This is a genomic window from Achromobacter sp. ACM03 (assembly GCF_014851665.1).
Lineage (GTDB): Bacteria > Pseudomonadota > Gammaproteobacteria > Burkholderiales > Burkholderiaceae_B > Achromobacter > Achromobacter aegrifaciens.
This window is the reverse complement of record NZ_JACVAD010000002.1, coordinates 162,696-182,908: the sequence shown is the minus strand read 5'-3', so window position 1 is coordinate 182,908 and position 20,213 is coordinate 162,696. Positions and strand designations below refer to the sequence as shown.

The following is a 20,213-nucleotide window of genomic DNA, read 5'->3' as shown; positions in this document are numbered from 1 at the left end:
ACCCAGCAACAGGCGTGTCCCGATTACTCTTCGGAAGCCGGAAAAATCATTTGCTGCCAACGGGTTGCGCGTCGGCGTCGGTCCAGGTTCCGGCACTGATATCGCGTTCCCGCAAGGCCGCGGCGCGTGCCGCGGACGCGGGTCCCAGGTCGGCTTCCAACACGCGCCCGTCGGGACCGACGACGAAGGAGTCGATGCCCGTCTGCCCGTAGCGCGCCGGCCAGGCCACGATTCGGTACGAGCCTCCGTCCGCGCCCGGTATCACCTTGTACCGGTAGCCGTAGTAAGCGTCGTCCAGCGGCACCTCCGGCCCCATGCTGAGCGCGTCCAACCCGTAGGCCTGCTGCGGTGCGCCCGGCACCTCGGGCCAGTACAGCCCGTCGCGTTGTCCCGGACGGCTGACCAGGCGGCTCGCGTAGCGTCCCTGGCCCACGCTGTCCTTGTATCGCCCCTGCGCGGCCTGCAGCTCGCGCAGCGTTTCGATGGCGGTCAGTTCGTTGCGGCCGATGGCGCGGCGGCGGATTTCCGCCGTGCCCGCCGCCGGGTCGAAACGCCAGCCCTGCCCGGCGCGCACGATGGGTACGGGCAGCGTCCAGCCCGAATCCCCGACCGCCAGCCAGGAACGGCCGCCATCGGCCACGATCTCGTGCTTGCGCGACCAGGCCGCCAGGAAACGGTAGATGTCGTCCTGCGCCACGCCGCCCGGCACGATCTTGCGATGATTCGGCCCCAACACCTTGGCCAGTTTGTCGAGGTCACTGGTGGCCATGGCGTCGACGAAGGCGTCGGCGGCGGCCTGCGGACTCGGATAAAGGCTTTGCGCCGCGGCGGGGGCCGCAAGGCCCAGCGCCAGCAGCGACGCGGCGCCCAGCGCGCGCAAACGAGCAATGGTCATGAGAGTTCCCTTGTCCATGATGCTTATCTCCGGCCGCCGAAATGTCCGCCGCCGCCACCGCCGCGTCCGCCGCCCCCATGTCCGCCGCCGCGCGGGCCGCCACCGCCGCCGCGGCTCATCTCGCTGCGCGTGTGCTGCTGCCGCATCTGGTCGCCGTTGCCGGCGCCGCTCAGCGCGTTGGCGCTATTGGAAGCGCGGCCGCGGTCGCGTGCGGCCGCTTCGTCGGCGCGCTGGCGCTGGGCCGCGGCCTGGCGGTCCTGCGTGGACACGCTGGAGGCAGGCCGGCTGTGCTGCGCCTGCCCGCCGCCCTGCGCCCGGTCGCGGGCGCCTTGTCCGCCCTGCCCGCCTTGTCCGGCCCGCTGCCCTTGTCCCTGCCCGCGATTGGCCGCGGCGTCTCCCCTGCCCGCCCCCTGGCCGCGCCCCGCGCCCGGTTCGGAATGGCCGGGTATGGACTGCCCGGTACGGCCTTCGAACGACTGCGCCGCGCGCTGGCGCGCGGCATCGCGGGAGTTCGGCGCTGCCGCTGCGCCCGGCGCGCGGCCCCCCTGCGCCCGGTTCTGCACGCCGGCCTGACGCTGGCTGTCGAAGCGCTGGCGGCTGGCCTGGTCGGCATACGGCGTATTGCCGCGGTTGGCCGGGTTGTGCTGCCAGGTCGTTCTATTGTTGTTGATGTTGTTGCGGTCGATGCGCTGGTTGACGTTGATGTTGTTGTAGCGGTTGACGTCGATGTCGACGTCGTTATGCCCCCAGTCGAACCCGCCCCACATGGAGTTGACCGCAGCCACGCCCAGGCCGAAGCCGATGCCGGCCACCAGCGAGGTGGCGAACACCGAGCCCGGAGGCGGCGGATAGTAGTAAGGCGGATAGGAGGGATAGGCCCAGGTGCCGTACACCACCGTCGGGTTGTAGCTGGGCACGTACACCACCTGCGGATCGGCCGGCTCGATCACCACGACGGTCTTGTCGTTGGTGGTGCTGGAGGTGACCTTCTGCTGCGGCGTGCTCTTCAGGTTGCCGGCCTTCTGCGCCTGGACGCGCAGCCGCTGGACCGAATCCATGACGGCGTCGGGCTGCGCCAGGAAGGCGTCGCCCACGGATTTCACCCAGTCAGGCTGGCGGCCCATCATGTCCATGACCGAGGGGAAGGCCACCAGGGATTTGACGCTGGGATCCCAGGACTCGCCCTCGACCGCCTTGACGGCCTGGTCTCCGGATTCCGAGGTGTGGGCGGCCGACCATTTGGCGGCCGCCGCGACATCGTCGGGGTAGGTCGCACCCATGAGGATTTGCGAGAGCAGCGAATCCGGATACAGCGCCACGGGCGCCATCAACTGATCCAGTTGCGCGTTGTCCAGCTTGGTCTGCGCCGTGGCGGGAAGGCAGACCGCCAACCCCAGGCATAACCAGCCGATGAACCATTGTTGCAGTCGACGCATTTTCCGTTCTCCGTGTATCGCCAAGCGTAAAGCCACAAGCCAGGAGGAACTGCCGGATATCGCGCTGACAATATATGCCTAACCCCGGCGCAGGGGAAGCGCCGGCGTGGGTCTGCCTCGGTTCACAGTTTGGCGACGGAAACCTCGGTCGCCTTGACGAAAGCCAGCACCTCGGTGCCGACCTCCAGGCCCAACTCCTTGACCGACCGGGTGGTGATCACCGAGGTCACGATGCCGGCCGGCGTATCCACGTCCACCTCGGACACCACCGGACCCAGGATGATCTCCTTGATCTTGCCGCGGAACTGGTTGCGGGCGTTGATGGATTGAATGCTCATGGTCTTGCTCCTGGGGTAAAGGGCGGCGTCATGCCGCCCATGGGGGAATCGCCGGGCGCGGTTTCAGACCGCCAGCCTCAGGTGCCGGATCTGGATGACGGGCGCCAAGGGACGGCCAGCGTCCGGCGTGTCTTGTTGACGCAAGGCGGCGCGCAGCACGCGGGCCTCCAGGGCGGCGACAGCGGCCGAACCGCGCACGCGGGGACGCGCCAGGCCGACGCGCTCGTCCAGCGCCACGCCGCCTTCGTCCAGCACCAGGATGCGGTCCGCCACCGCCACGGCCTCGGCCGCGTCGTCGGTCGCCAGCACGGCGGTAAAGCCCTGCTGGCGCCAGAGATCCTCCAGCAGCCGCTGCGCCTCGATGCGGCTCAGCGAATCCAGCTCCTGGAAAGGCTCGTCCAGCAACAACAAGCCGGGACGGCGCGCCAGGGCCCGGGCCAGCGCCACGCGCTGGCGCTGCGGTTCGGATAGCTGCGCGGGCCACTCGCCGCCGCGGCCGTCCAGTCCGACCTGCCGCAACGCTTCGGCCGCCGGCGCCGTGCCGGGCAACCCCAGGGCGACGTTGTGCAGCACGGTCTTCCAGGGCAAAAGGCGTGAGTCCGACAGCAAGAGACGCACGCGGGCGTCGGGCTCCCAGACGGGAAAGTTGTCGAACAGCAGCGGCGGACGGCCCGGCTCGCCACCTTGCTCGCCGCTGGGCGCAAGCTTGCCGGCCAGCAGATGCAGCAAGGTGCTCTTGCCGCTGCCGGCGCGCCCGACCACGGCCACGAACTCGCCGGCCGCGATCTCCAGGTCCAGCGGCTGCAAGGCAATGCGGTCGCCGTGGCGCTTGGCGAGCTTGCGCAAGGTCACGCGCAGCGCAGCCTGCGGCTCGGCCTCGGGCGCTTTCGTCCGGCTCCGTCGGCTGGCGCACGTCCAGGTGCTGCAATAGCTCGAATTCGTTGGGATTGATGAACATCATCGCGGCCTCCAGCGCAGCAGCCAGCGCTCCAGCGCGCTTACCAGCGCCCCCGAGCCCACGCTGAGAGCCGCGTAGAGCGCAATCGCCAGCAACAGCGTCGTCGCACCCGGCGGACCGCTGCCCAGCCATTGCGGAATTCCCAATCGCGTCGGCGTCGCGAACAGTTCCAATGCGATCAGGATCAGCCATAGAAGTCCCAGCCCCTGCCTCAGGCCCGTCAGGATGAACGGCAATGCGCCCGGCAGCAGCACATGCCAATAGAGCGCCCAGCCGTTCAAGCCATGAGACCGACCGGTTTCGACCAGCGCCGGATCCGCCGCGCGTATGCCGCGCACCGTCTGGTACAGGAGCGGCGCAAGCAGGCTCAACGCCGGCAGCGCCGGCCTGGCCGTCTCGCTGCCGCCCAGCCAAAGTGCGGCGAGCAGCGCGCCTCCCAGCCAGCGCAGAGCCGGGGCGTCGGGAGCGTTGCGGGCGTGGGCGCGGCGCATCGGTCAGACGCTGAAGGCGCCCGCCAACGCGAGCCGGCCCAGATCGTAGGATGGGCTGGAAACGGCGACGCGCGGCAAGACCAGCTCGGACAGACGCTCCACCGAGTCATCCAGCCGCCGGCTGACCTCCCCGTCTATCTCGCGCGCGCCGAATTCGTCCAGGCGAACCTGCGTATCGGTGGCGTAGACGCCCGCCAGGATGTGGCGCGCGCCCAGCGCTGACAGCACGGGCTTCAAGCCATACTCCAGCGCCAACAGATGCGCCGGGCTGCCCCCCGTGGCGATGGGCAACACCACCTTGCCGGCCAACGCCTTGGGATCCAGCAGGTCCAACACCGCCTTCAACCCGCCGGAAAAGGAAGCCTGGTAGACCGGCGAGGAAATCACCACCGCGTCTGCCGCCGCCACGCGTGCGCGCAGCGCGTTGGCCGCGGGGCCGGCGTAGTTGCCTTCTATCAGGTCTTCGGCGGGGATATCGCGCAAGCCCAGTTCTCCCACGCTCAAGCCCCGCCGCTGCAGGATCCCGGCGGCGTGCCGCAGCAGCACCGAGGAACGGGAGCGCTGCGATGGACTGCCGGCGATGGCAAGGACGCGGACGTGAGCCTGGTGACGTGGCGATGACATGAAGGGTCGTTTCCGGCGGTGGGTTCAAGAAGTCGAACCGATTCTGTCATCGCCGCGCGGCGCCGAAAAATACTTAGTCGATATGAGGTTATGTTGAAGCGCGGGTTCGGCCGCTTTGGGAAATATGCGAAGACTGCCGCCCGGACGCCTCGTCCGTATGCAGGACTGGCTTGCACCTGGCGGCGAGCCTATACTGGATTGGCTAGTTGCTCCCGATTCCTTTTCCTAAAGGAGAGGCAACATGTATAAGCACCTGCTCGTCGCCGTGGACGGCTCCCTGCTGTCTGAATCGGCTTTCAAGCGCGCTCTTGTTTTCGCCAAGGAAATGGGAGCCACCGTCACGCTCATCCGCGCCATTCCGGAGGACCATCTGCTGGTCTACCAGGCCGAAATGCTGGGCACCACGCAGGCGCACCACACCGACCAGGCGCGCAAGAATGCGCAAACCTACCTGGACAACCTGGAAATGGAAGCGCGCCACGCGCTGGTGCCGTGCAATGCCGTGGTCACGGTCAACGACCATCCGCACGAAGCCATCGTCGAGGCGGCGCAGAACCAGGGCTGCGACCTGATCGTCATGGGTTCGCACGGCCGCCACGGCATGACGGGCTTCCTGCTGGGCAGCGAAACCCAGCGCGTGCTGGCGCGCACCAAGCTGCCGGTGCTGGTGTACCGCTAGGCGCGGCCGCTCAGGCCGCAGCCAGCGCGTGCTGGAAGGTGAAGCTGTCGGAGTACATGTGATCCAGGCTGGCGCCGCGCGCGGCCAGCAGGCTCTTGGCTTGGTGGATCATGTCCGGCGCGCCGCACAGGTAGAAGGCGTGCTCGGACAGATCCTGGTGGTCCTCCAGGACCGCTTGCTGCACATGGCCGCGGCGGCCCTGCCAATCGGCGCCCGCGCGCGACAGCACCGGCACGAAGTTGAATTCGTACAGCCGCCCCGCCCAGCTTTCGATCTCGTCGCGCAGATACAGGTCTGCTTCGGTGCGCATGCCCCAGTAGAGCGTGACGGGCGGGCAGTCCTCGTTGTCCAGCAGCGATTCCAGAATGGCCTTGATCGGCGCGATGCCGGTCCCCGTGGCCATCATGATGAGCGGCCGCCAGTCTTCCTCGTGGTAGCTGAATACGCCCAGCGGCGCTTCGATCTCCACGCCGGCGCCGGCTTGCGCCTGGCCCAGCCACTGATCGGTGTAACGGCCGCCGGGAATGCGACGCACATGGAAATCCACCAGGTTGCCGGCGGGCGCCGAAGCCATGGAAAAGCTGCGCGTCTCGCCGTCGGGCAGCACCACGTTCATGTACTGGCCCGGCACGTACTCCAGGCCCGCTTCTGGCAGCGCCAGCGTCAGGTGGATGACGTCATCGCAGAAGCGCTCGATGCGGTGGATGGTGGCGGGCAGGCGGCGCGGTTCGGGAAACGACTGCCGGCTGCTGGCCACGCTGATGCAAAGATCGCCCAGGGGCCGGGCCTGGCAGGCCAGCGCGTAGCCTTCGGCCGCTTCTTCGGGTGTCAGGGCCATGGGGAACTCTTCGTACTCCACGGCGCCGGATTCCAGCTTGATGCGGCAGGTGCCGCAGCCGCCGAAGGTGCACTCGTGCGGCAGCTTCACCGCCGAGCGTTCGGCGGCCTGCAGCACGGATTCGCCTTCTTCGACCTGGAACGACTCGTCGGTTTGCAGGATGTGCACGCGGTATGCCATGGCCGGCCTCGCTTATTTCTTGATGTCAGCCTCGACCAGCACTTTCATGCCGCGCGGCTCCAGCAGCGTCGCCAGTGCCGCAAGCGCGGCCAGACCAGCCTTGGTGTCCTGTTCGCCGTTGCCGCCGCTCAGGCCCACGCCGCCGATCACTTCGTTGTTGACCACAATGGGAAAGCCGCCGACAAACACGGCGAACTTGCCGTCAAAGCTCCACTGGATGCCGAACGCTTCGTTGCCGGGCAGCGCGGGACCGTTGGGCGGCGTGTTGAACAGATGCGTGGAACGCTTGTGCCCGGCCGCTGTGAATGCCTTGTTCCAGGCAATCTGCGGGCCGGTGATGCGGGCGCCGTCCATGCGTTCCAGCGCGATGGGATAGCCGCCGTCGTCGACGATGCAAATCGTCTCCAGCACGCCGATCTCTTCCGATTTGGCAATGGCCGCGCGCACCATCATGCGCGCTTCTTCAAGTTCCAGACGATAGACCTGCTTCATGGGGATGACCTCCTTTGCTTGCGTGTAGGGACCGCAGCCTCAGCCGGCGCGGTAGACAGTCTTGATCTGCGTGTAGAACTCCAGTCCCACGCGCCCCGATTCGCGGAACGTGGAAGTGCTGGAGTGCTTGAGTCCGCCGAACGGCGCGTTGATCAGGTTGCCGGTGGTGGTCCGATTGATCTTCACGGTGCCGGCCTGGATGTCGCGGGCGAAACGGTGGGCATAGCGCGCATCGGTGGTGGCGATGGCGGCCGACAGGCCGTATTCGGTGTCGTTGGCGCGGGCAATGGCGTCTTCGTAGCCGTCCACTTCAATCAGCGCGATCACCGGGCCGAAAATCTCTTCACGGGCGATGCGCATCTGCTGCGTGACGTCGGTGAACAGCGCGGGCGACACGTAATAGCCGCGCTCGAACCCGGCACCCGTCAGGCGGTCGCCGCCGTACAGGTGCGTGGCCTCCTGCTTGCCGACCGCCACGTAGCCCAGCACGTTGTCCAGCTGCTTGGCGGTGGCCAGCGGCCCCAGGTCGAAGTTGCCGTCCAGGCCGTTGCCTATGGTCAGCGTCTTGATGCGGGCCAGCAGCTTGTCGGTGTAGGCCTGGCGCACGCGCTTGTCCACCAGCACCCGGCTGGTGCCGGTGCAGGCCTGGCCGCTGAGCGAAAAGCCGCCCTTCACAGTCAGGTCCACGGCTCGGTCCAGGTCGGCGTCCGCCAGCACGATCAAGGGATTCTTGCCGCCCAGTTCCATCTGCGTGCGGGTGGTCAGGCCGGCGGTCCTGTGTATCTGCTCGCCCGCGGCGGTGGAGCCTGTAAAGGAAATCGCCCGTACCGCGCGCGCACCGGTGATGGCCTCGCCCACGGCGCCGGCCGGGCCGGTCAGGAAGTTCAGCACCCCGGCCGGCAGGCCTGCCTGCACGAAGGCTTCGGTCAGCCGGTAGCCCGACATGGGTGCGTCGGACGAGGGCTTGAACACCACGGTATTGCCCGTGATGAGCGCCGGGGCAATCTTGCGGGCGGGGATGGAAATGGGGAAGTTCCAGGGGGAAATCACCGTCACCACGCCCAGCGGTTCGCGCTGGCTGTAGACCACCATGTCCGGATCGTCGTTGGGATAGGTTTCGCCCGTGAATGACTGCCCTTCCACTGCGTAGAAGCGGATCGTCTGCGCCGAACGCAGCACCTCGTCCCGGGCCAGGTTCAGGCTCTTGCCCTCTTCGCGGGTCAATTCGCGCGCGATGTCGTTGGCGTGGTCTTCCAGATACTGGGCCGCGCGGAACAGGATGGCGGCGCGCTTGGAGATCGGCGTATCGCGCCAGCCGGCGAAGGCGGCCTCGGCGGATGCCACCGCCTGGCGGGCGTCTTCGGCGTCCGACACCTGGAAACGGCCCACGATGTCGCTGGTGTCGGCCGGGTTGATGTTGGGCGCCGTCTTGCCGGTGCCGCTGGGCACCCAGCTGCCGCCGATGTGGTTCAGGAATGTTTGCTGCGAGAGATCGTCCACGGAAGCTCTTCCTTAGTCTGCGCCCGTCTGGCCGCGAGTGCCTGGGCGGGTTGGCTTATGAACATTGTATACTTTAATCAATATGGATCGATACGTGTAAACCCCCGCTCCGGAGAGGTCGCCACCTGGAAAAAAGGGTCCCCGCAGGGACCCCAAAGCAGCGCCACAAACAGGTATCAGCTCCAGATCAGCACGGCGCAGATCGTGGAGACGAACAGCGCCAGCAGCACCGGCACCAGCAAGGCGCGCACCAGCGACAACACGTTCACCCGCGCAAAGCCCGCCACCGCGATCAGCGAGGACCAGGCGATCAGCGTGCCGCCGCCCGTCCAGACCGCGCCCATCTGGCCCACTGCCGCCAGCGTCGCCGGGTCCACGCCCACTACAGGGCCCAGGGCGCCGGACAGGGTGCCGGTCAGGGGCAGGCCGGCGAAGCCCGATCCGTCGATGCCGGTGATCATCCCGACCAGCAGCACGCCGAACGCCACGAGGAAATGGTTTTCAGGGATCAGGTGCTGGCCGGCGGAGATCACCTCGAACAGCAGGCCCGGCGCCTGCGCTTGCGGCACGCCCAGGATCTGCGCGGCGGTTTCATTGGCGCCCACGAAGAAGAAACCCGCGATCGGCAGCACCGAGCCCATGGCCTTGAAGGCGAACACGAAGCCGTCGGTGACGTGTTCCGGACAGACATCCAGCATCTTGCGCGGGCCTTCCGCGGCCAGGGTCACCAGCATCATCACGACAAAGGCCACGCCGCCCACCAGCGCCGCCGCATCGCCGCCGCGCAGCGCGGGCAGGGACGGGAACAGGCGCGGCAGCACCATGACCGCGATCACCGCGAGAAAGGCCAACGGCGTCACCACGGCAAAGGTCTTGGACCAGCGCACGCGGCGGCGCTCTTCGTCGCTCAGGGCCGGGCCGCTGGGCAAGGCAGGGTCCGCGCCCATGGTGCCCCGGGCCAGCTCGGCCTTGTCGAAGGAGCCGGACTGTTCGATGCGCGCCAGGCTGCCGTCCTGCGCGCGGGCCTGCCAGGCGGACAGGAGCCCAGCATCGGCCGGCACGATGTGCTTGCGGATCAGCAGGTAAGCGGCCACCAGCGCGACCCCGCCGGTGATGAGCGATAGCACCAGCGCGCGGTCCGCGACCACGGCGGCGCTGACCGCCGCCCCGGCAGCCTTGGCGCTGATGCTGGGCGCCACGCCGATCACGTAGTCCGAGGACAGCGCCATGCCCTGGCCGGCGATGGCGATGGCCATGGCGCCCGCCAAGGGTGGCAGGCCCGCCGCGATGGCCGCGGGCAGCAGGATGGCGGACACCAGCGGCACCGCCGGCGTCGGCCAGAAGAACAGCGAGATCACATAAGTACAGAGGGCGATGATCAGGAAGGACGAATGCCCGCCCCGCATGACGCGGCGAAACGGCTGCACCATGCGCACGTCCGCCTGCAGGGTTTTCAGCGCATTGAGCAGCGCCGTCATGAAGGTGATCACCAGGAAGATGTTGAAAAGCTCCTTGGCCGCCACGAAGCTGGCCGAGAAGATGCCTATCAGGGCGCTGATCGGATTGCCCGTGATGGCCAGCACCACCAGAAAGGTGCCGATGACCGACGGCACCACCACGTTGGCCCGCAGAATCATCGTCAGGATGATGGCGGCCACGCTGATCAGGTACATCCAGTGAGCAGCGTTAAGCACTACGTCCGCTTGCATGTGCTATTCCCCTTGTATGCGTGGCAGTTATGTCGCCACGTTCGGTATACTATATTTCGTTTGTAGTCATACCAATCAAAATATGCAGCGCCTAGGGAAAGCGATAATTCTGAAAAATCCATGAATAGCTCCGAAAAATCAGGGGATTACCCTAGTTTTTGAAGCACTTCATGAAATTCGGAAAAATCCTGGATAGACTATCGTATACATAGTAAAGACTACTCCAGGCATGCCATCCTCCCTGCCGTATCCCGATCTTCTGCAGTACGCCACCATGGCCGCCGTGGTGTTCGGCGCCGCGATCGCGCAGGGCGTGGGCGGCGTGGGCTTCGCGATGTTCGCCGCGCCGGTGGCGGCCATGTTCTTTCCGCAGTTGGCGCCGGGGCCGCTCTTGACGCTGGGCGGCTTCATTTCGCTGCTGACCGCATTGCGCGAGCGGGCCGCCATCGACTGGCCTTCGGTGTCCTACGCGCTGGCGGGACGCGCCGTCGGTACGCTGATCGCGATCTACGCCATGACGCGCTTCGCGCCGCAGGCGCTGGGGGTGCTGTTCGCCGCCCTGATCCTGGTGGCCGTGGCGCTGAGCGCGGCCGGCCTGCACTTTTCCGCCACGCCCGGACGCGTATCCGGCGCGGGCGTGGCCTCGGGCATCATGGGCACCATGACCTCGGTGGGCGCGCCGCCCATCGCCATCGTGATGCAGCACGCGGCGCCGCCGCGCCTGCGCGCCACGCTCGGCATGGTGCTGTTCCTGGGATCGATCTTCTCGCTGGCCATGCTGGCATGGGCCAAGCGGTATACGGGCTATCACGCCGGACTGGCGCTCAGCCTGGCGCCTTTCCTGCTGGCCGGTTTTGCGGTCTCCAACCGGCTGCGCCACCGTCTGCCGCCGCGCGCGGTGCGCGGCGTGCTGCTGGCGGTATGCGCCTTGGGCGCGCTGGGCGTACTGGCAAAGGCTTTTTGGGGACACTGATGCGGTGCGCCCCCAAGCCATGCAGCTACACCCGGTAATACAATGGAGACTGTATCCATTAAGCCAAACCTGCTCGCCATGACAACCTCACCCGTCAGCCCGCAAGCCGCAGCAACGCAGCATTCCGCCTCGCTGAAGATCGGCGAGCAGCATCCGCAGTTGTTTGCCGTCATCCGCGACAAGCTGCGCGAGCGCATCCTCAGCGGCGAGTTCACGCCCGGCGACCGCCTGGTCGAGGGCCGCCTGTCCGAGGAAATGGGCGTCTCGCGCATCCCCGTGCGCGAAGCGCTGCGCGCATTGGCCGCCGAAGGCCTGGTGACCATCGAGCCGCGCCGCGGCGCGTCCGTGTCGGTGCTGTCCGACGCCGTCGCCTACGACATGGTGGAGGTGCGCGCCACGCTGGAAGGCCTGAACGCCAAGCTCGCGGCGCAGCGCCGCGATGAGAAAACCGTGGAACGCCTGCAGGCCTTCCTGCGCGAAGGCACGGAAGCGGCGCGCGGCGAACAGCTGGACAAGTTCCTGGCGCTGAATTCCCAGTTCCACGAAATGCTGGCCACCATCGGCGGCAACGTGGTGCTGACCGACCTGATGCGTTCGTTGCGCGACCGTACGGCGCTGCTGTTCGCGCCCAGCAATATGCTGCGCGCCAAGCAGAACTGGGATGAGCATTCGCAGATCCTCAACGCCGTCATCGCCGGCAACGGCGACCTGGCCGCGCTGCTGGCCAGCCAGCACGTGCATAACGCCGCCAAGGCCTATACGGAAGCCCAGCAGCAGCCGCACGCGTCGGTGGCCTGAACGGGCCTGCCGCGCCTGAAACTCATCACACCGAGCCGGCCGCGCGGCCAGGAGCCAGCGCCGGTCGGCCAGGGCCTTGCAGCCCTCAGGTCGCCGCTTCCACGGGATCGGACGCCGCGCCGACCACCACGCCCTTGCCGTTCTGGATCACCCACGACACCTTCACATCGCCATTGACGAAGGTCTGGCAGGCCATGCGGTAGCCGGCCTCGAAGTCTTCGGGACGCAGATGCTTGCGCTCCTTCGGCTTGATGGCGTCGGTGTTTTCCAGCCCTTCCTCGATGCGGCACTTGCAGGTGCCGCACAGGCCGCCGCCGCACTTGAAGGGAATGCCGCCCTTTTCCTTGAGCGACACGCGCAGCAGATTGCTGTTCTCGGGCGCCGTGGCGACCTTGCCGCCATTGGAGATGAATGTGATCTGGACCATGTTGTTCAGTGCTCCGCGGCGACCGCGCCGGAGCGCAGCGTCAAGGTCGATTCCATGCTGCCAAAGCGCGTCAGGTGGGCCAGTTCCTTGCGGGCGGCTTCCACCGACGCGAACTTCTCCAGGAATTTGGAGGGCACGCGGTTCACCACGTAGGGCGGCGTTTCCTCGGTGACGATGAGCTTGGTGTCGCCATGCAGGCGGGCGATGCGGTAGACGGCCAGCGCGCGGCCGTAGAACGCGTAATCGTAGGTTTCAAGGATATCCACCGCGCCATCGTCCGCTTCCGTGCGGAATACGCCGGGCTTGGTGGTCAATATGACGTATACCGGGTCCATTGCCGCTATGCCTCCACGTCCTGGACCAGCTCGATGTCACTGGTAAGCCAGAGCTGGCACGCCAGCCGGTAACCCTGGTCGATGCGTTCGCCCAGCTGCTTTTTTTCCTTCCAGTTCACCGGCGGCAGATGCTCGGCCCCGGCCAGCACGCGGCAGGCGCACTTGGCGCACTTGCCCATGCCGCATTCGTAGCGCAGATGCGGATACGGAAACTGCTTGATGCCGGCCCGCACCACCAGGTTGGTGTTGTCCTTCACCACGTCGGTGTAGGTCTGGCCGCCCTTATGAAACACGATGGTAGGCATGGATACTCTGCTCTGGGGTCTGCGGGGCCGCGGCCGTCCGGCGCGAAAGCGCCAGACGGCCTTGCGGTGTGCTCAGGCGGCAAGGCCCAGTTCGGGCAGCGTGATTTCCTGCTGCACGTAGTCGGTGTAGAGCGCGGTCGTGTACAGCAGCCGCATCTGCGCGCCGATCTCGCAGATCTTCAGGCAGCGCTGCTGCAGGTCCACCGTGTTGGCGTGCTCCAGCACGATCTGGTAGCCGCGTTCGCCGTGGATTTCGTCGGACACGATGTGCAGGTCGAAGAACTCCACTTCCTCGTCGGTGAAACCGTACTTCTCGCGCAGGGTCGGGGTCTGCTTGCGGTAGATGGACGGCACTTGCGATTCCAGGCCCACCACCAGCCCGGCCACCGCCACGATGGGGTCCTCGCGCATGGCCACGGCGTAGCACCAGCTTTGCAGGGCGCGCGTGGTGGGCGACATGTTGTCGGGGTTGGTGACGCGTTCGCGGGTGGTGCCGCAGGCTTCGGCAAAGCGGATCAGCAGGTCCGTGTGGCGGTCGCCCCCGATTTCCTCTTCATACATATTGGCCAGCAGGAAGTCCTTGGCCTCGGTGTAGGAGTCGGGCGTGCGGGCGTACAGATAGCCCAGGTAGTCGGCGAACGGGCCCACGTAGTGGTAGTGGTTCTCGGCCCAGCGCTGCAGATGCTGGCGGCTGAGCTTGCCTTCTGCCCAGGCGATGGAAAAGGGCGAAGCGTTGGCGCTCTTGCCCTTGATCGCGTTTTCCAACGCGGTACGGAATTCATCTCGGTTCATCAGTTCAGCCATGACTCGCTCCAGGTCCATTGGTGAGGATTCCAGGCTGGTCTAAGCCCGGGCATGTTGAACATTGTATACCGTCTACTATTTTGAACTGCTAGGGCAATCCCGGAGATTGGTCAAACGCTGCCCAATAAACAGGGACAGTCTTTATGGATCAATGACTTGGCGCGCGCACGCGGGGGCTGGCCGGAATGCGCGCGCACTGGTACAATGAATACACTTTCAATGCAATACGGAAATACCATGAATACCCGCCATCCCCTGGGAGACGCCCCGATCGGCCAACAATTGCTGACGCATTACGCCCGCCGCGACGCCGTGCGCCACGCCACCCCGCTGTTTCCTTCGTCCTGGGCCGAGCTCTTCGCGCCGTTCCGCAACGCCCGCCTGCAGCCGCTGCGCGCAGCCAAGCCCGCCGCGCACGCGCACGACGACGCGCCGGTCTGCCAGGCAGGCTGATTCCCTGATGGAAGCCCGGCTGATTCGGCCGGGCAGAAAGACGAAAAGCGCCTAGGCGCCGCGCAACGCGGCGCCCCGCCGCCGGTTCCAGGCGGCCAGCGCCAGCACCAGGAAGAATCCCAGCGTATAGGCCAGCATGTCCCACCAGTCGGGCACGCTGCCCAGGATCACGCGCAATACCGGCTGCTCCAGCCGCCAGCCGAAATACCGGGCCAGGTACTGCCCCAGTTCCACCGCGTAGCCGGTGCACAGCGCGGCCAGCGCCAGCGGCAGCACGCCCGCGCGGATGAAGCTGCGATACACCAGATAGGCCCAGCCCACCGCCACCACGTCGCCCACGAAGCCCCGCAACAGGGGATAGGGCGCGCCCAGGGTGGCGATCAGCGCTTCCAGCGCGGTTACGGCCAGCAGCGCGGCAAAGGCGCGCTTGTTGAAGGTCAGGGTCATCGGTGCGAAAAACGCGGAAATTGAAACGGGCAGCGCGGACGTTAACGCATTTGTCAGGCCGCCGCGCGTAGGCTCGTCTGAACGCGCCGGGGCAGGGCGCTGACAAGAACGAGGAGACACCAAGATGAGCACATCCGACCCGAATGGGCGCCGGCGCTTCCTGCGCCAGGCCTGTACGCTGGGCGCCACCGGCACGCTGGCCGGCCATGCGCTGACCAGCCTGGCGGCGCCGGCCACCGTCACGCTGCCGTTCGCCAACGGCGAGCGCGACCTGATCGCCTATCCGCAAAAGCGGCCCCTGATCCGCCAGACCTCGCGCCCGCCGCAGCTGGAAACGCCGTTCGCGGTCTTCAATGAGAACATCATCACGCCCAACGACGCGTTCTTCGTGCGCTACCACCTGGGCAACATCCCCACCGCCATCGACCTGAACACCTACCGCATCAAGGTCAGCGGGCTGGTGGACAAACCCCTGGAGCTGTCGCTGGCGGACCTGAAGCAGCAGTTCGGCAAGCCCGTGGAACTGGTGGCTGTCACCCAGTGCTCGGGCAACAGCCGCGGCTTCTTCGCGCCACGCGTGGGCGGGGGGCAACTGGGCAACGGCGCCATGGGCAATGCCCGCTGGCTGGGCATCCCGCTCAAGCGCGTGCTGGAAAAAGCCGGCATCCGCGCCGGCGCGCGCCAGGTGACGTTCGAGGGCATGGACCGCCCGGTGCTGCCCGGCACGCCGGAGTTCATCAAGGCGCTGGACGCCGCCCATGCGCTGGACGGCGAAGTCATGCTGGCCTACGCCATGAACGGCGCCGACCTGCCCATGCTCAACGGCTATCCCGTGCGCCTGGTGGTGCCGGGGTACTACGGCACCTACTGGGTCAAGCACCTGGCCGACATCAAGGTGCTGGACAAGGAGTTCGACGGCTTCTGGATGCAGAAGGCCTACCGCATTCCCGACAATGATTGCGCCTGCACGCCGCCGGGCAAGGCGCCGGAGAAGACGCGCCCCATCGGCCGCTACAACGTGCGCAGCTTCATCACCAGCCTTGCCGAAGGCGCCCGCGTCGCCCGCGGCAAGCCGGTACAGGTGCGCGGCATCGCCTTCGATGGCGGCAAGGGCATACGCGAGGTCCAGTTCTCGTCGGACGACGGCAAGACCTGGCAGGCCGCCAAGCTCGGCCGCGACCTGGGCCGTTATTCCTTCCGCGAATGGCACGCCGATTTCACGCCCAAGACCGCCGGCGACTACACGCTGAAGGTCCGCGCCACCAACACGGCCGGCGAAACCCAGCCGCTGGACCCGCTGTGGAACCCGGCCGGCTACATGCGCAACGTGGTCGAAGCCGTCCGCGTCACCGCCGCCTGAGGAGAGCGCCATGAACCGCCTTATCCGTCGCTGCCTGCCGGCGCTCGCGCTGGCCTGCGCCTGTCTCTCCCCGGCCGCCCAGGCCCTGGAAATCAAGCTGCCCCAGGAAACCGCCACGCTGCATTCCGGCACCGGCGCGGGGGCCCAGCATGCGGCCCTGTGCCTGATGTGCCATTCGGTGGACTACGTATCGTCGCAGCCGCCCATGCCCCTGGGCTTCTGGGACGCCGAGGTCAAGAAGATGGTGGGCACCTACGGCGCCCCCATACCCGCCGACCAGGTGCCGTTGATCGTGGAATACCTGAACCAGGCCTATCCGCCGGCCCCTGCGCCGGCCCCGGCCGCCAAGCAATAGGCGGCCTCCCTGCAGCAGCCCCGGGGCGGCGCGCGACCGCCCCGCAGCGCCGCGCGCGCTCCCTTCGATCGCTGGCTTAGGCGTACCATTACCCGACCCAGACCACGTCCGAAAGGAGCGCCCGCGCGGCGCCCCGGAAGAACCCCATGCTGCAACCCGTTTCGGCCAACACCGATCTGCCCGCGGACGCGCCAGCCGCCCCCGCCCCCGTGCTGCAGGTCAGCACGCTATCCCCCTTCGCGTTTCCGGCGTTCCGCATCATCTGGATCGCCAACCTGTTCGCCAACCTGGGCACCTGGGCGCAATCCGTCGCTGCCGCATGGATCATCACCACCGAGCAAAGCAGCCCGCTGATGGTCGCCATGATCCAGGTGGCCGCCGCCTTCCCGCTGGTGGCGCTGTCCATCCTGACCGGCGTGCTGGCGGACAACTACGACCGCCGCAAGGTCATGCTGACCGGCATGCTGCTGGAGCTGACGGGCGGCGTCTTCATCACCATCCTGGCCTTTGCCGGCCTGCTGCATCCCATCACGCTGATCGCGTCGGTGTTCTGCATCGCCATCGGCAGCGCCATCGTCACGCCAGCCTGGCAGGCTGCCGTGGGCGAACAGGTGCCGCGCGCGCACGTCGGCAGCGCGGTACTGCTGAACAGCGTCAACTTCAACGTGGCGCGCGCGGTAGGCCCGGCCATCGGCGGCCTGCTGCTGGGCGCCATGGGCGCGCCCTGGGTGTTCCTGCTGAACTGCTTTTGCTACGGCGGCCTGATCTGGGCGATCTGGCGCTGGAAACGCGACCTGCCCGTGCGCCGCCTGCCGCCCGAAGGCATCCTGGAAGGCGTGGTCGCCGCGCTGCGCTACACCCAGCATTCAACCGTCACCCGCGTGGTGATGCTGCGCTCGTTCGCCTTTGGTCTGTCGGCCAGCGCGCTATGGGCCTTGCTGCCGCTGCTGGCGCACGAACACGAAGGCGGCAGCGCCCTGCTGTACGGCTACATGCTGGGCGCACTGGGCCTGGGCGCGATCCTCGGCAGCGCCGTGGTGCGGCGGGTCCAGGCGACCTTGGGCGCGAGCGGCCTGATCAGCGTGGCGGCGGCCCTCCTGGCCGCGTGCCTGCTGGCGCTGGGCCTGGCCGGCACCCTGTGGGTGGCTTTTCCCGCGCTGCTGCTGTCCGGCAGCTGCTGGATCGGCGTGCTGGCCACCTACAACACCACCGTCCAGATGCTGGTGCCGGACTGGGTCAAGGCACGCGCGCTGGCGCTGTACCAGACGGCCATCTTCGGCGGCCTGGCGGCTGGCTCCTTCATGTGGGGCCATTTCGCCGGCACCATGGGCGTTTCCGGCGCCCTGGCCACCGCCGGCATCATGCTGGGCATCACCGTCGCGCTGATGTACCGCTCGCGGCTGCCCGAACATCTGGACACCACGTCGCTGGCGCGCGCGGACGCCACCGAGCCGGCGATGGCCGCGGTCGGCTTCAACACGCAGCACGGCGCGGTGCTGGTCGCCGTGGAGTACCTGATCGAAAAGGAAAAGCTGTCCGCGCTGATCGGCGCGGCGCATCCGCTGCGCCTGATGCGGTTGCGCAACGGCGCGCAGCAATGGCAGCTGTTCCGCGACCTGGAGCGCGAGGGCGTCTGGCGCGAAGTCTTCCTGGTGGAAAGCTGGATGCAGTACCTGCGCATGATCGACCGCATGACGCTGGAGGACAAGATGGTGCTGGACAAGGTGCGCGCGCTGCACGCCGGCGACAAGCCGCCGGTGGTGTCGCGCAACGTCAGCTATCTGGCCATGAACGAGGCGCAGGGCTTCTCGCTGCGCCGCGATCCGGAGTCTCTGTAGGCGCCGCGCCGGCGGGCCTGCCGGGCTTCAGGCGGCCGTTTCGGGCGCCCAGCCCGCGGCCGTGCGGCGCATGCGCGGCGACTCGAACGCACAGGCCACCGGAATCGGCGCGCCATCCGCGTCCACCAGCCGCTCGCGCCAGCGCTCGCCCTGGCACATGGCCACGACGATGCCCGCCACTTCCGCGCCGCAGCGCGCCAGCAGTTCCAGCGCGGACAGCATCGTCTGCCCCGTGCTGACGGCGTCGTCCACCACCAGCACGCGGCGCCCCGCCAGGCTGCCCGCCAGATTCGGATCCACGTACAGCAGCTTTCCGGCATCCGGCGTGGTCAGCGACTGTACCGGCACGGCCAGGCGTTCGTCGTACCAATACTTGCGCGAATAACCGAAGGGCACGTAGCGCGTGAACCCCAGGCCGCGCGCCACCATGGGCGCGAAAGCGAGGCCCAGCGTCGGCAGGCCCACGACCACCTCGGCCTTGAAGGCGCGCGCGCGCTCGGCCATGAAGCCGGCCAGGGCATCGACCACCTCCAGGCTGGCATGGTTGGCAATCAGCGAGGCCACGCAGCGATCAGGGTCGCCGGGCACGCCGCGCAGCGGCAGCACCAGGTAGCGGCCGTCAGGCAGCCGTGCTGGATAGCCGCGGGAATAGGGCGGACCCACCGGCAGCGCCAGCGCATCGGCGCTGACGATCTCCTGCCAGTAGTCGGTGGTGGCGTCGAAGGCCGGCGCGCCGGCGGCAATCGGGTCGTGTGAGGCAGTCATGCGTCGCGGAAAATAGCGGCTGCCGGTCAGCGCGCGCCGGCGGCCAGATAGGCTTCCGCCAGCGTCACCCAGTAGCTGGCCGTGACCGGCAGGATGTCGTCGTTGAAATCGTAATCGGGGTTGTGCACCATGCAGCCGCCTTCGCCCTCGCCATTGCCAACGATGAAATAGCTGCCGGGCACCTGCTCCAGCATGAAGGCGAAATCATCGCTGGCCTGCAACGGCTCCAGGTCAGGGATCAGCAGGTGTTCGCCCAGCCAGCCGCGCGCGACCTCGGCCGCGAACTGCGTGGCGGCGCGGTCATTGACCACCGGCGGATAGCGCCAGCGGTAGTCCACGTCGACGCTGGCGCGGTGCACGGCGGCCTGCGCCGTAGCGATCGCCGTGATGCGCTGGCGCAGCAGCGCGCGCGTTTCAGGGCGGCGTGCGCGCACCGTCAGGCGCAGCTCCACCGACTTGGGAATCACGTTGGGCGCGTCACCGCCGTGGATGGCGCCTATGGTCACCACCGCCATGTCGTTGGGATCGATCTCGCGCGAGACGATGGTCTGCAAGGCCAGCACGATGCTGGCCGCCGCCACGATGGGGTCCACCGCCACGTGCGGCATGGCCCCATGGCCGCCCACGCCGCTGACGGTCAGGATCACCGTGTCGGACGAGCTGTACATCACGCCGGAGCGGAAGCCGAAATGGCCGGCCGGATAGCCCGGCTCGTTGTGGAAGCTGTAGACGGCGTCGCAAGGAAAGCGTTCGAACAGGCCGTCGGCAATCATCTTCTGCGCGCCGCCATGGCCTTCCTCGGCGGGCTGGAAGATCAGGTGCACGGTGCCGTCGAAACGGCTGCGTTCGGCCAGCGCGCGGGCCGCGGCCAGCAACGTGGCCGTGTGGCCGTCGTGGCCGCAGGCGTGCATCTTGCCGGGATTCTGGCTGGCGTAGGGCAGGCCGGTGGTCTCATGGATGGGCAGGGCGTCCATATCGGCGCGCAGGCCCAGCCGGCGCGCGCCGCTGCCCCGGCGCAAGGTGCCCACCACGCCGGTCACGCCCAGGCCGCGATGCACTTCGTAGCCCCAGGCCGCCAGCCTTTCGGCCACCAGTTCGGCCGTGGCGACCTCCTGATAGGCCAGTTCGGGATTGGCGTGGATGCGATGGCGCAGCGCCACCATCTCTTCCTGGATGGCCTGGATCTCGGGCAGCACGGGGGGTGTATTCATGG

24 protein-coding genes are annotated in these 20,213 nt (G+C 67.5%); 7 read left to right on the top strand and 17 right to left on the bottom strand.

The window, feature by feature from the left end; genetic code table 11:
- Nucleotides 1–46 precede the first annotated feature (46 nt).
- From IB257_RS09100 to ssuE, 6 genes are all read right to left on the bottom strand, one after another.
- Complete coding sequence (locus IB257_RS09100) at nt 47–913, bottom strand: DUF2950 family protein (RefSeq protein ID WP_054455305.1); 867 nt, start codon at nt 911–913, stop codon at nt 47–49.
- Nucleotides 914–918: 5 nt separating this feature from the next.
- Nucleotides 919–2,331 (bottom strand): DUF3300 domain-containing protein, encoded by a 1,413-nt coding sequence (locus IB257_RS09095; RefSeq protein WP_119449916.1) that lies wholly within the window; start codon nt 2,329–2,331, stop codon nt 919–921.
- A gap of 122 nt (nt 2,332–2,453) precedes the next feature.
- Complete coding sequence (locus IB257_RS09090; protein ID WP_054455309.1) at nt 2,454–2,669, bottom strand: molybdopterin-binding protein; 216 nt, start codon at nt 2,667–2,669, stop codon at nt 2,454–2,456.
- A gap of 63 nt (nt 2,670–2,732) precedes the next feature.
- Nucleotides 2,733–3,521, bottom strand: coding sequence for an ATP-binding cassette domain-containing protein (locus tag IB257_RS09085; protein ID WP_370540099.1), 789 nt, complete (start codon nt 3,519–3,521; stop codon nt 2,733–2,735).
- A gap of 105 nt (nt 3,522–3,626) precedes the next feature.
- Nucleotides 3,627–4,118: an ABC transporter permease subunit gene (locus IB257_RS09080; protein WP_192492201.1), complete on the bottom strand. Its 492-nt coding sequence runs from the start codon at nt 4,116–4,118 to the stop codon at nt 3,627–3,629.
- Nucleotides 4,119–4,121: 3 nt separating this feature from the next.
- A complete protein-coding gene (gene ssuE, locus IB257_RS09075; RefSeq protein ID WP_192492200.1) occupies nt 4,122–4,742 on the bottom strand; it encodes an NADPH-dependent FMN reductase in 621 nt (206 codons plus the stop codon).
- A 241-nt stretch (nt 4,743–4,983) separates the two neighbouring features.
- Here ssuE and IB257_RS09070 point away from each other — a divergent pair, with 241 nt between their 5' ends.
- Nucleotides 4,984–5,421 carry a universal stress protein gene (locus IB257_RS09070; protein ID WP_054455315.1) on the top strand — a complete coding sequence of 146 codons (438 nt, stop codon included), beginning with the start codon at nt 4,984–4,986 and terminating at the stop codon, nt 5,419–5,421.
- Between the two features lie 10 nt (nt 5,422–5,431).
- On the opposite strand, the gene IB257_RS09065 is transcribed toward IB257_RS09070, so the two are convergent.
- The 4 genes from IB257_RS09065 to IB257_RS09050 form a co-directional block, all read right to left on the bottom strand.
- Entirely contained in the window at nt 5,432–6,439 is a 1,008-nt protein-coding gene (locus IB257_RS09065; protein WP_054455317.1) for a 2Fe-2S iron-sulfur cluster-binding protein, read from the bottom strand.
- Nucleotides 6,440–6,451: 12 nt separating this feature from the next.
- Nucleotides 6,452–6,931, bottom strand: a complete 480-nt coding sequence (locus tag IB257_RS09060; protein ID WP_119449912.1) for a heme-binding protein — start codon at nt 6,929–6,931, stop codon at nt 6,452–6,454.
- Nucleotides 6,932–6,970: 39 nt separating this feature from the next.
- The gene (locus tag IB257_RS09055) at nt 6,971–8,431 is read right to left on the bottom strand and encodes an aldehyde dehydrogenase family protein (RefSeq protein WP_054455318.1); all 1,461 of its coding nucleotides are present in this window, start codon (nt 8,429–8,431) and stop codon (nt 6,971–6,973) included.
- Nucleotides 8,432–8,607: 176 nt separating this feature from the next.
- Nucleotides 8,608–10,140 (bottom strand): hypothetical protein, encoded by a 1,533-nt coding sequence (locus IB257_RS09050; RefSeq protein WP_175162036.1) that lies wholly within the window; start codon nt 10,138–10,140, stop codon nt 8,608–8,610.
- A 229-nt stretch (nt 10,141–10,369) separates the two neighbouring features.
- Here IB257_RS09050 and IB257_RS09045 point away from each other — a divergent pair, with 229 nt between their 5' ends.
- Complete coding sequence (locus tag IB257_RS09045) at nt 10,370–11,113, top strand: sulfite exporter TauE/SafE family protein (protein ID WP_054455320.1); 744 nt, start codon at nt 10,370–10,372, stop codon at nt 11,111–11,113.
- A gap of 78 nt (nt 11,114–11,191) precedes the next feature.
- A complete protein-coding gene (locus tag IB257_RS09040) occupies nt 11,192–11,911 on the top strand; it encodes a GntR family transcriptional regulator (RefSeq protein ID WP_054455322.1) in 720 nt (239 codons plus the stop codon).
- An 85-nt stretch (nt 11,912–11,996) separates the two neighbouring features.
- Here the strand turns inward: IB257_RS09040 and IB257_RS09035 are convergent, their stop codons facing one another.
- The 4 genes from IB257_RS09035 to IB257_RS09020 all read right to left on the bottom strand — a co-directional run bounded on the left by IB257_RS09035 (nt 11,997) and on the right by IB257_RS09020 (nt 13,782).
- Nucleotides 11,997–12,347 (bottom strand): 2Fe-2S iron-sulfur cluster-binding protein, encoded by a 351-nt coding sequence (locus IB257_RS09035; protein ID WP_054455325.1) that lies wholly within the window; start codon nt 12,345–12,347, stop codon nt 11,997–11,999.
- Nucleotides 12,344–12,673, bottom strand: a complete 330-nt coding sequence (locus tag IB257_RS09030; RefSeq protein ID WP_054455326.1) for a hypothetical protein — start codon at nt 12,671–12,673, stop codon at nt 12,344–12,346. Before IB257_RS09030 ends, IB257_RS09035 begins: the two co-directional genes overlap by 4 nt.
- Nucleotides 12,674–12,678: 5 nt before the next feature.
- Nucleotides 12,679–12,978 carry a 2Fe-2S iron-sulfur cluster-binding protein gene (locus IB257_RS09025; protein WP_054455328.1) on the bottom strand — a complete coding sequence of 100 codons (300 nt, stop codon included), beginning with the start codon at nt 12,976–12,978 and terminating at the stop codon, nt 12,679–12,681.
- Nucleotides 12,979–13,050: 72 nt separating this feature from the next.
- A complete protein-coding gene (locus IB257_RS09020; RefSeq protein ID WP_054455904.1) occupies nt 13,051–13,782 on the bottom strand; it encodes a TenA family transcriptional regulator in 732 nt (243 codons plus the stop codon).
- Between the two features lie 237 nt (nt 13,783–14,019).
- Between IB257_RS09020 and IB257_RS09015 the strand changes: the two genes are divergently transcribed.
- On the top strand, nt 14,020–14,235 hold the full coding sequence (locus IB257_RS09015; protein ID WP_054455330.1) for a hypothetical protein: 216 nt from the start codon (nt 14,020–14,022) through the stop codon (nt 14,233–14,235).
- A gap of 51 nt (nt 14,236–14,286) precedes the next feature.
- Here the strand turns inward: IB257_RS09015 and IB257_RS09010 are convergent, their stop codons facing one another.
- Nucleotides 14,287–14,682 carry a DUF2809 domain-containing protein gene (locus IB257_RS09010; protein WP_175162034.1) on the bottom strand — a complete coding sequence of 132 codons (396 nt, stop codon included), beginning with the start codon at nt 14,680–14,682 and terminating at the stop codon, nt 14,287–14,289.
- Between the two features lie 124 nt (nt 14,683–14,806).
- On the opposite strand from IB257_RS09010, the gene IB257_RS09005 reads away from it, so the two are divergent.
- The 3 genes from IB257_RS09005 to IB257_RS08995 all read left to right on the top strand — a co-directional run bounded on the left by IB257_RS09005 (nt 14,807) and on the right by IB257_RS08995 (nt 18,235).
- The gene (locus tag IB257_RS09005; protein WP_119449908.1) at nt 14,807–16,042 is read left to right on the top strand and encodes a molybdopterin-dependent oxidoreductase; all 1,236 of its coding nucleotides are present in this window, start codon (nt 14,807–14,809) and stop codon (nt 16,040–16,042) included.
- 10 nt (nt 16,043–16,052) lie between these two features.
- On the top strand, nt 16,053–16,397 hold the full coding sequence (locus IB257_RS09000; RefSeq protein ID WP_054455334.1) for a hypothetical protein: 345 nt from the start codon (nt 16,053–16,055) through the stop codon (nt 16,395–16,397).
- Nucleotides 16,398–16,543: 146 nt separating this feature from the next.
- The gene (locus tag IB257_RS08995; RefSeq protein ID WP_119449907.1) at nt 16,544–18,235 is read left to right on the top strand and encodes an MFS transporter; all 1,692 of its coding nucleotides are present in this window, start codon (nt 16,544–16,546) and stop codon (nt 18,233–18,235) included.
- Nucleotides 18,236–18,262: 27 nt separating this feature from the next.
- On the opposite strand, the gene IB257_RS08990 is transcribed toward IB257_RS08995, so the two are convergent.
- Nucleotides 18,263–19,000: a phosphoribosyltransferase gene (locus IB257_RS08990; protein ID WP_119449906.1), complete on the bottom strand. Its 738-nt coding sequence runs from the start codon at nt 18,998–19,000 to the stop codon at nt 18,263–18,265.
- Nucleotides 19,001–19,026: 26 nt separating this feature from the next.
- Nucleotides 19,027–20,211 (bottom strand): M20 aminoacylase family protein, encoded by a 1,185-nt coding sequence (locus tag IB257_RS08985; RefSeq protein WP_125470590.1) that lies wholly within the window; start codon nt 20,209–20,211, stop codon nt 19,027–19,029.
- Nucleotides 20,212–20,213 lie beyond the last annotated feature (2 nt).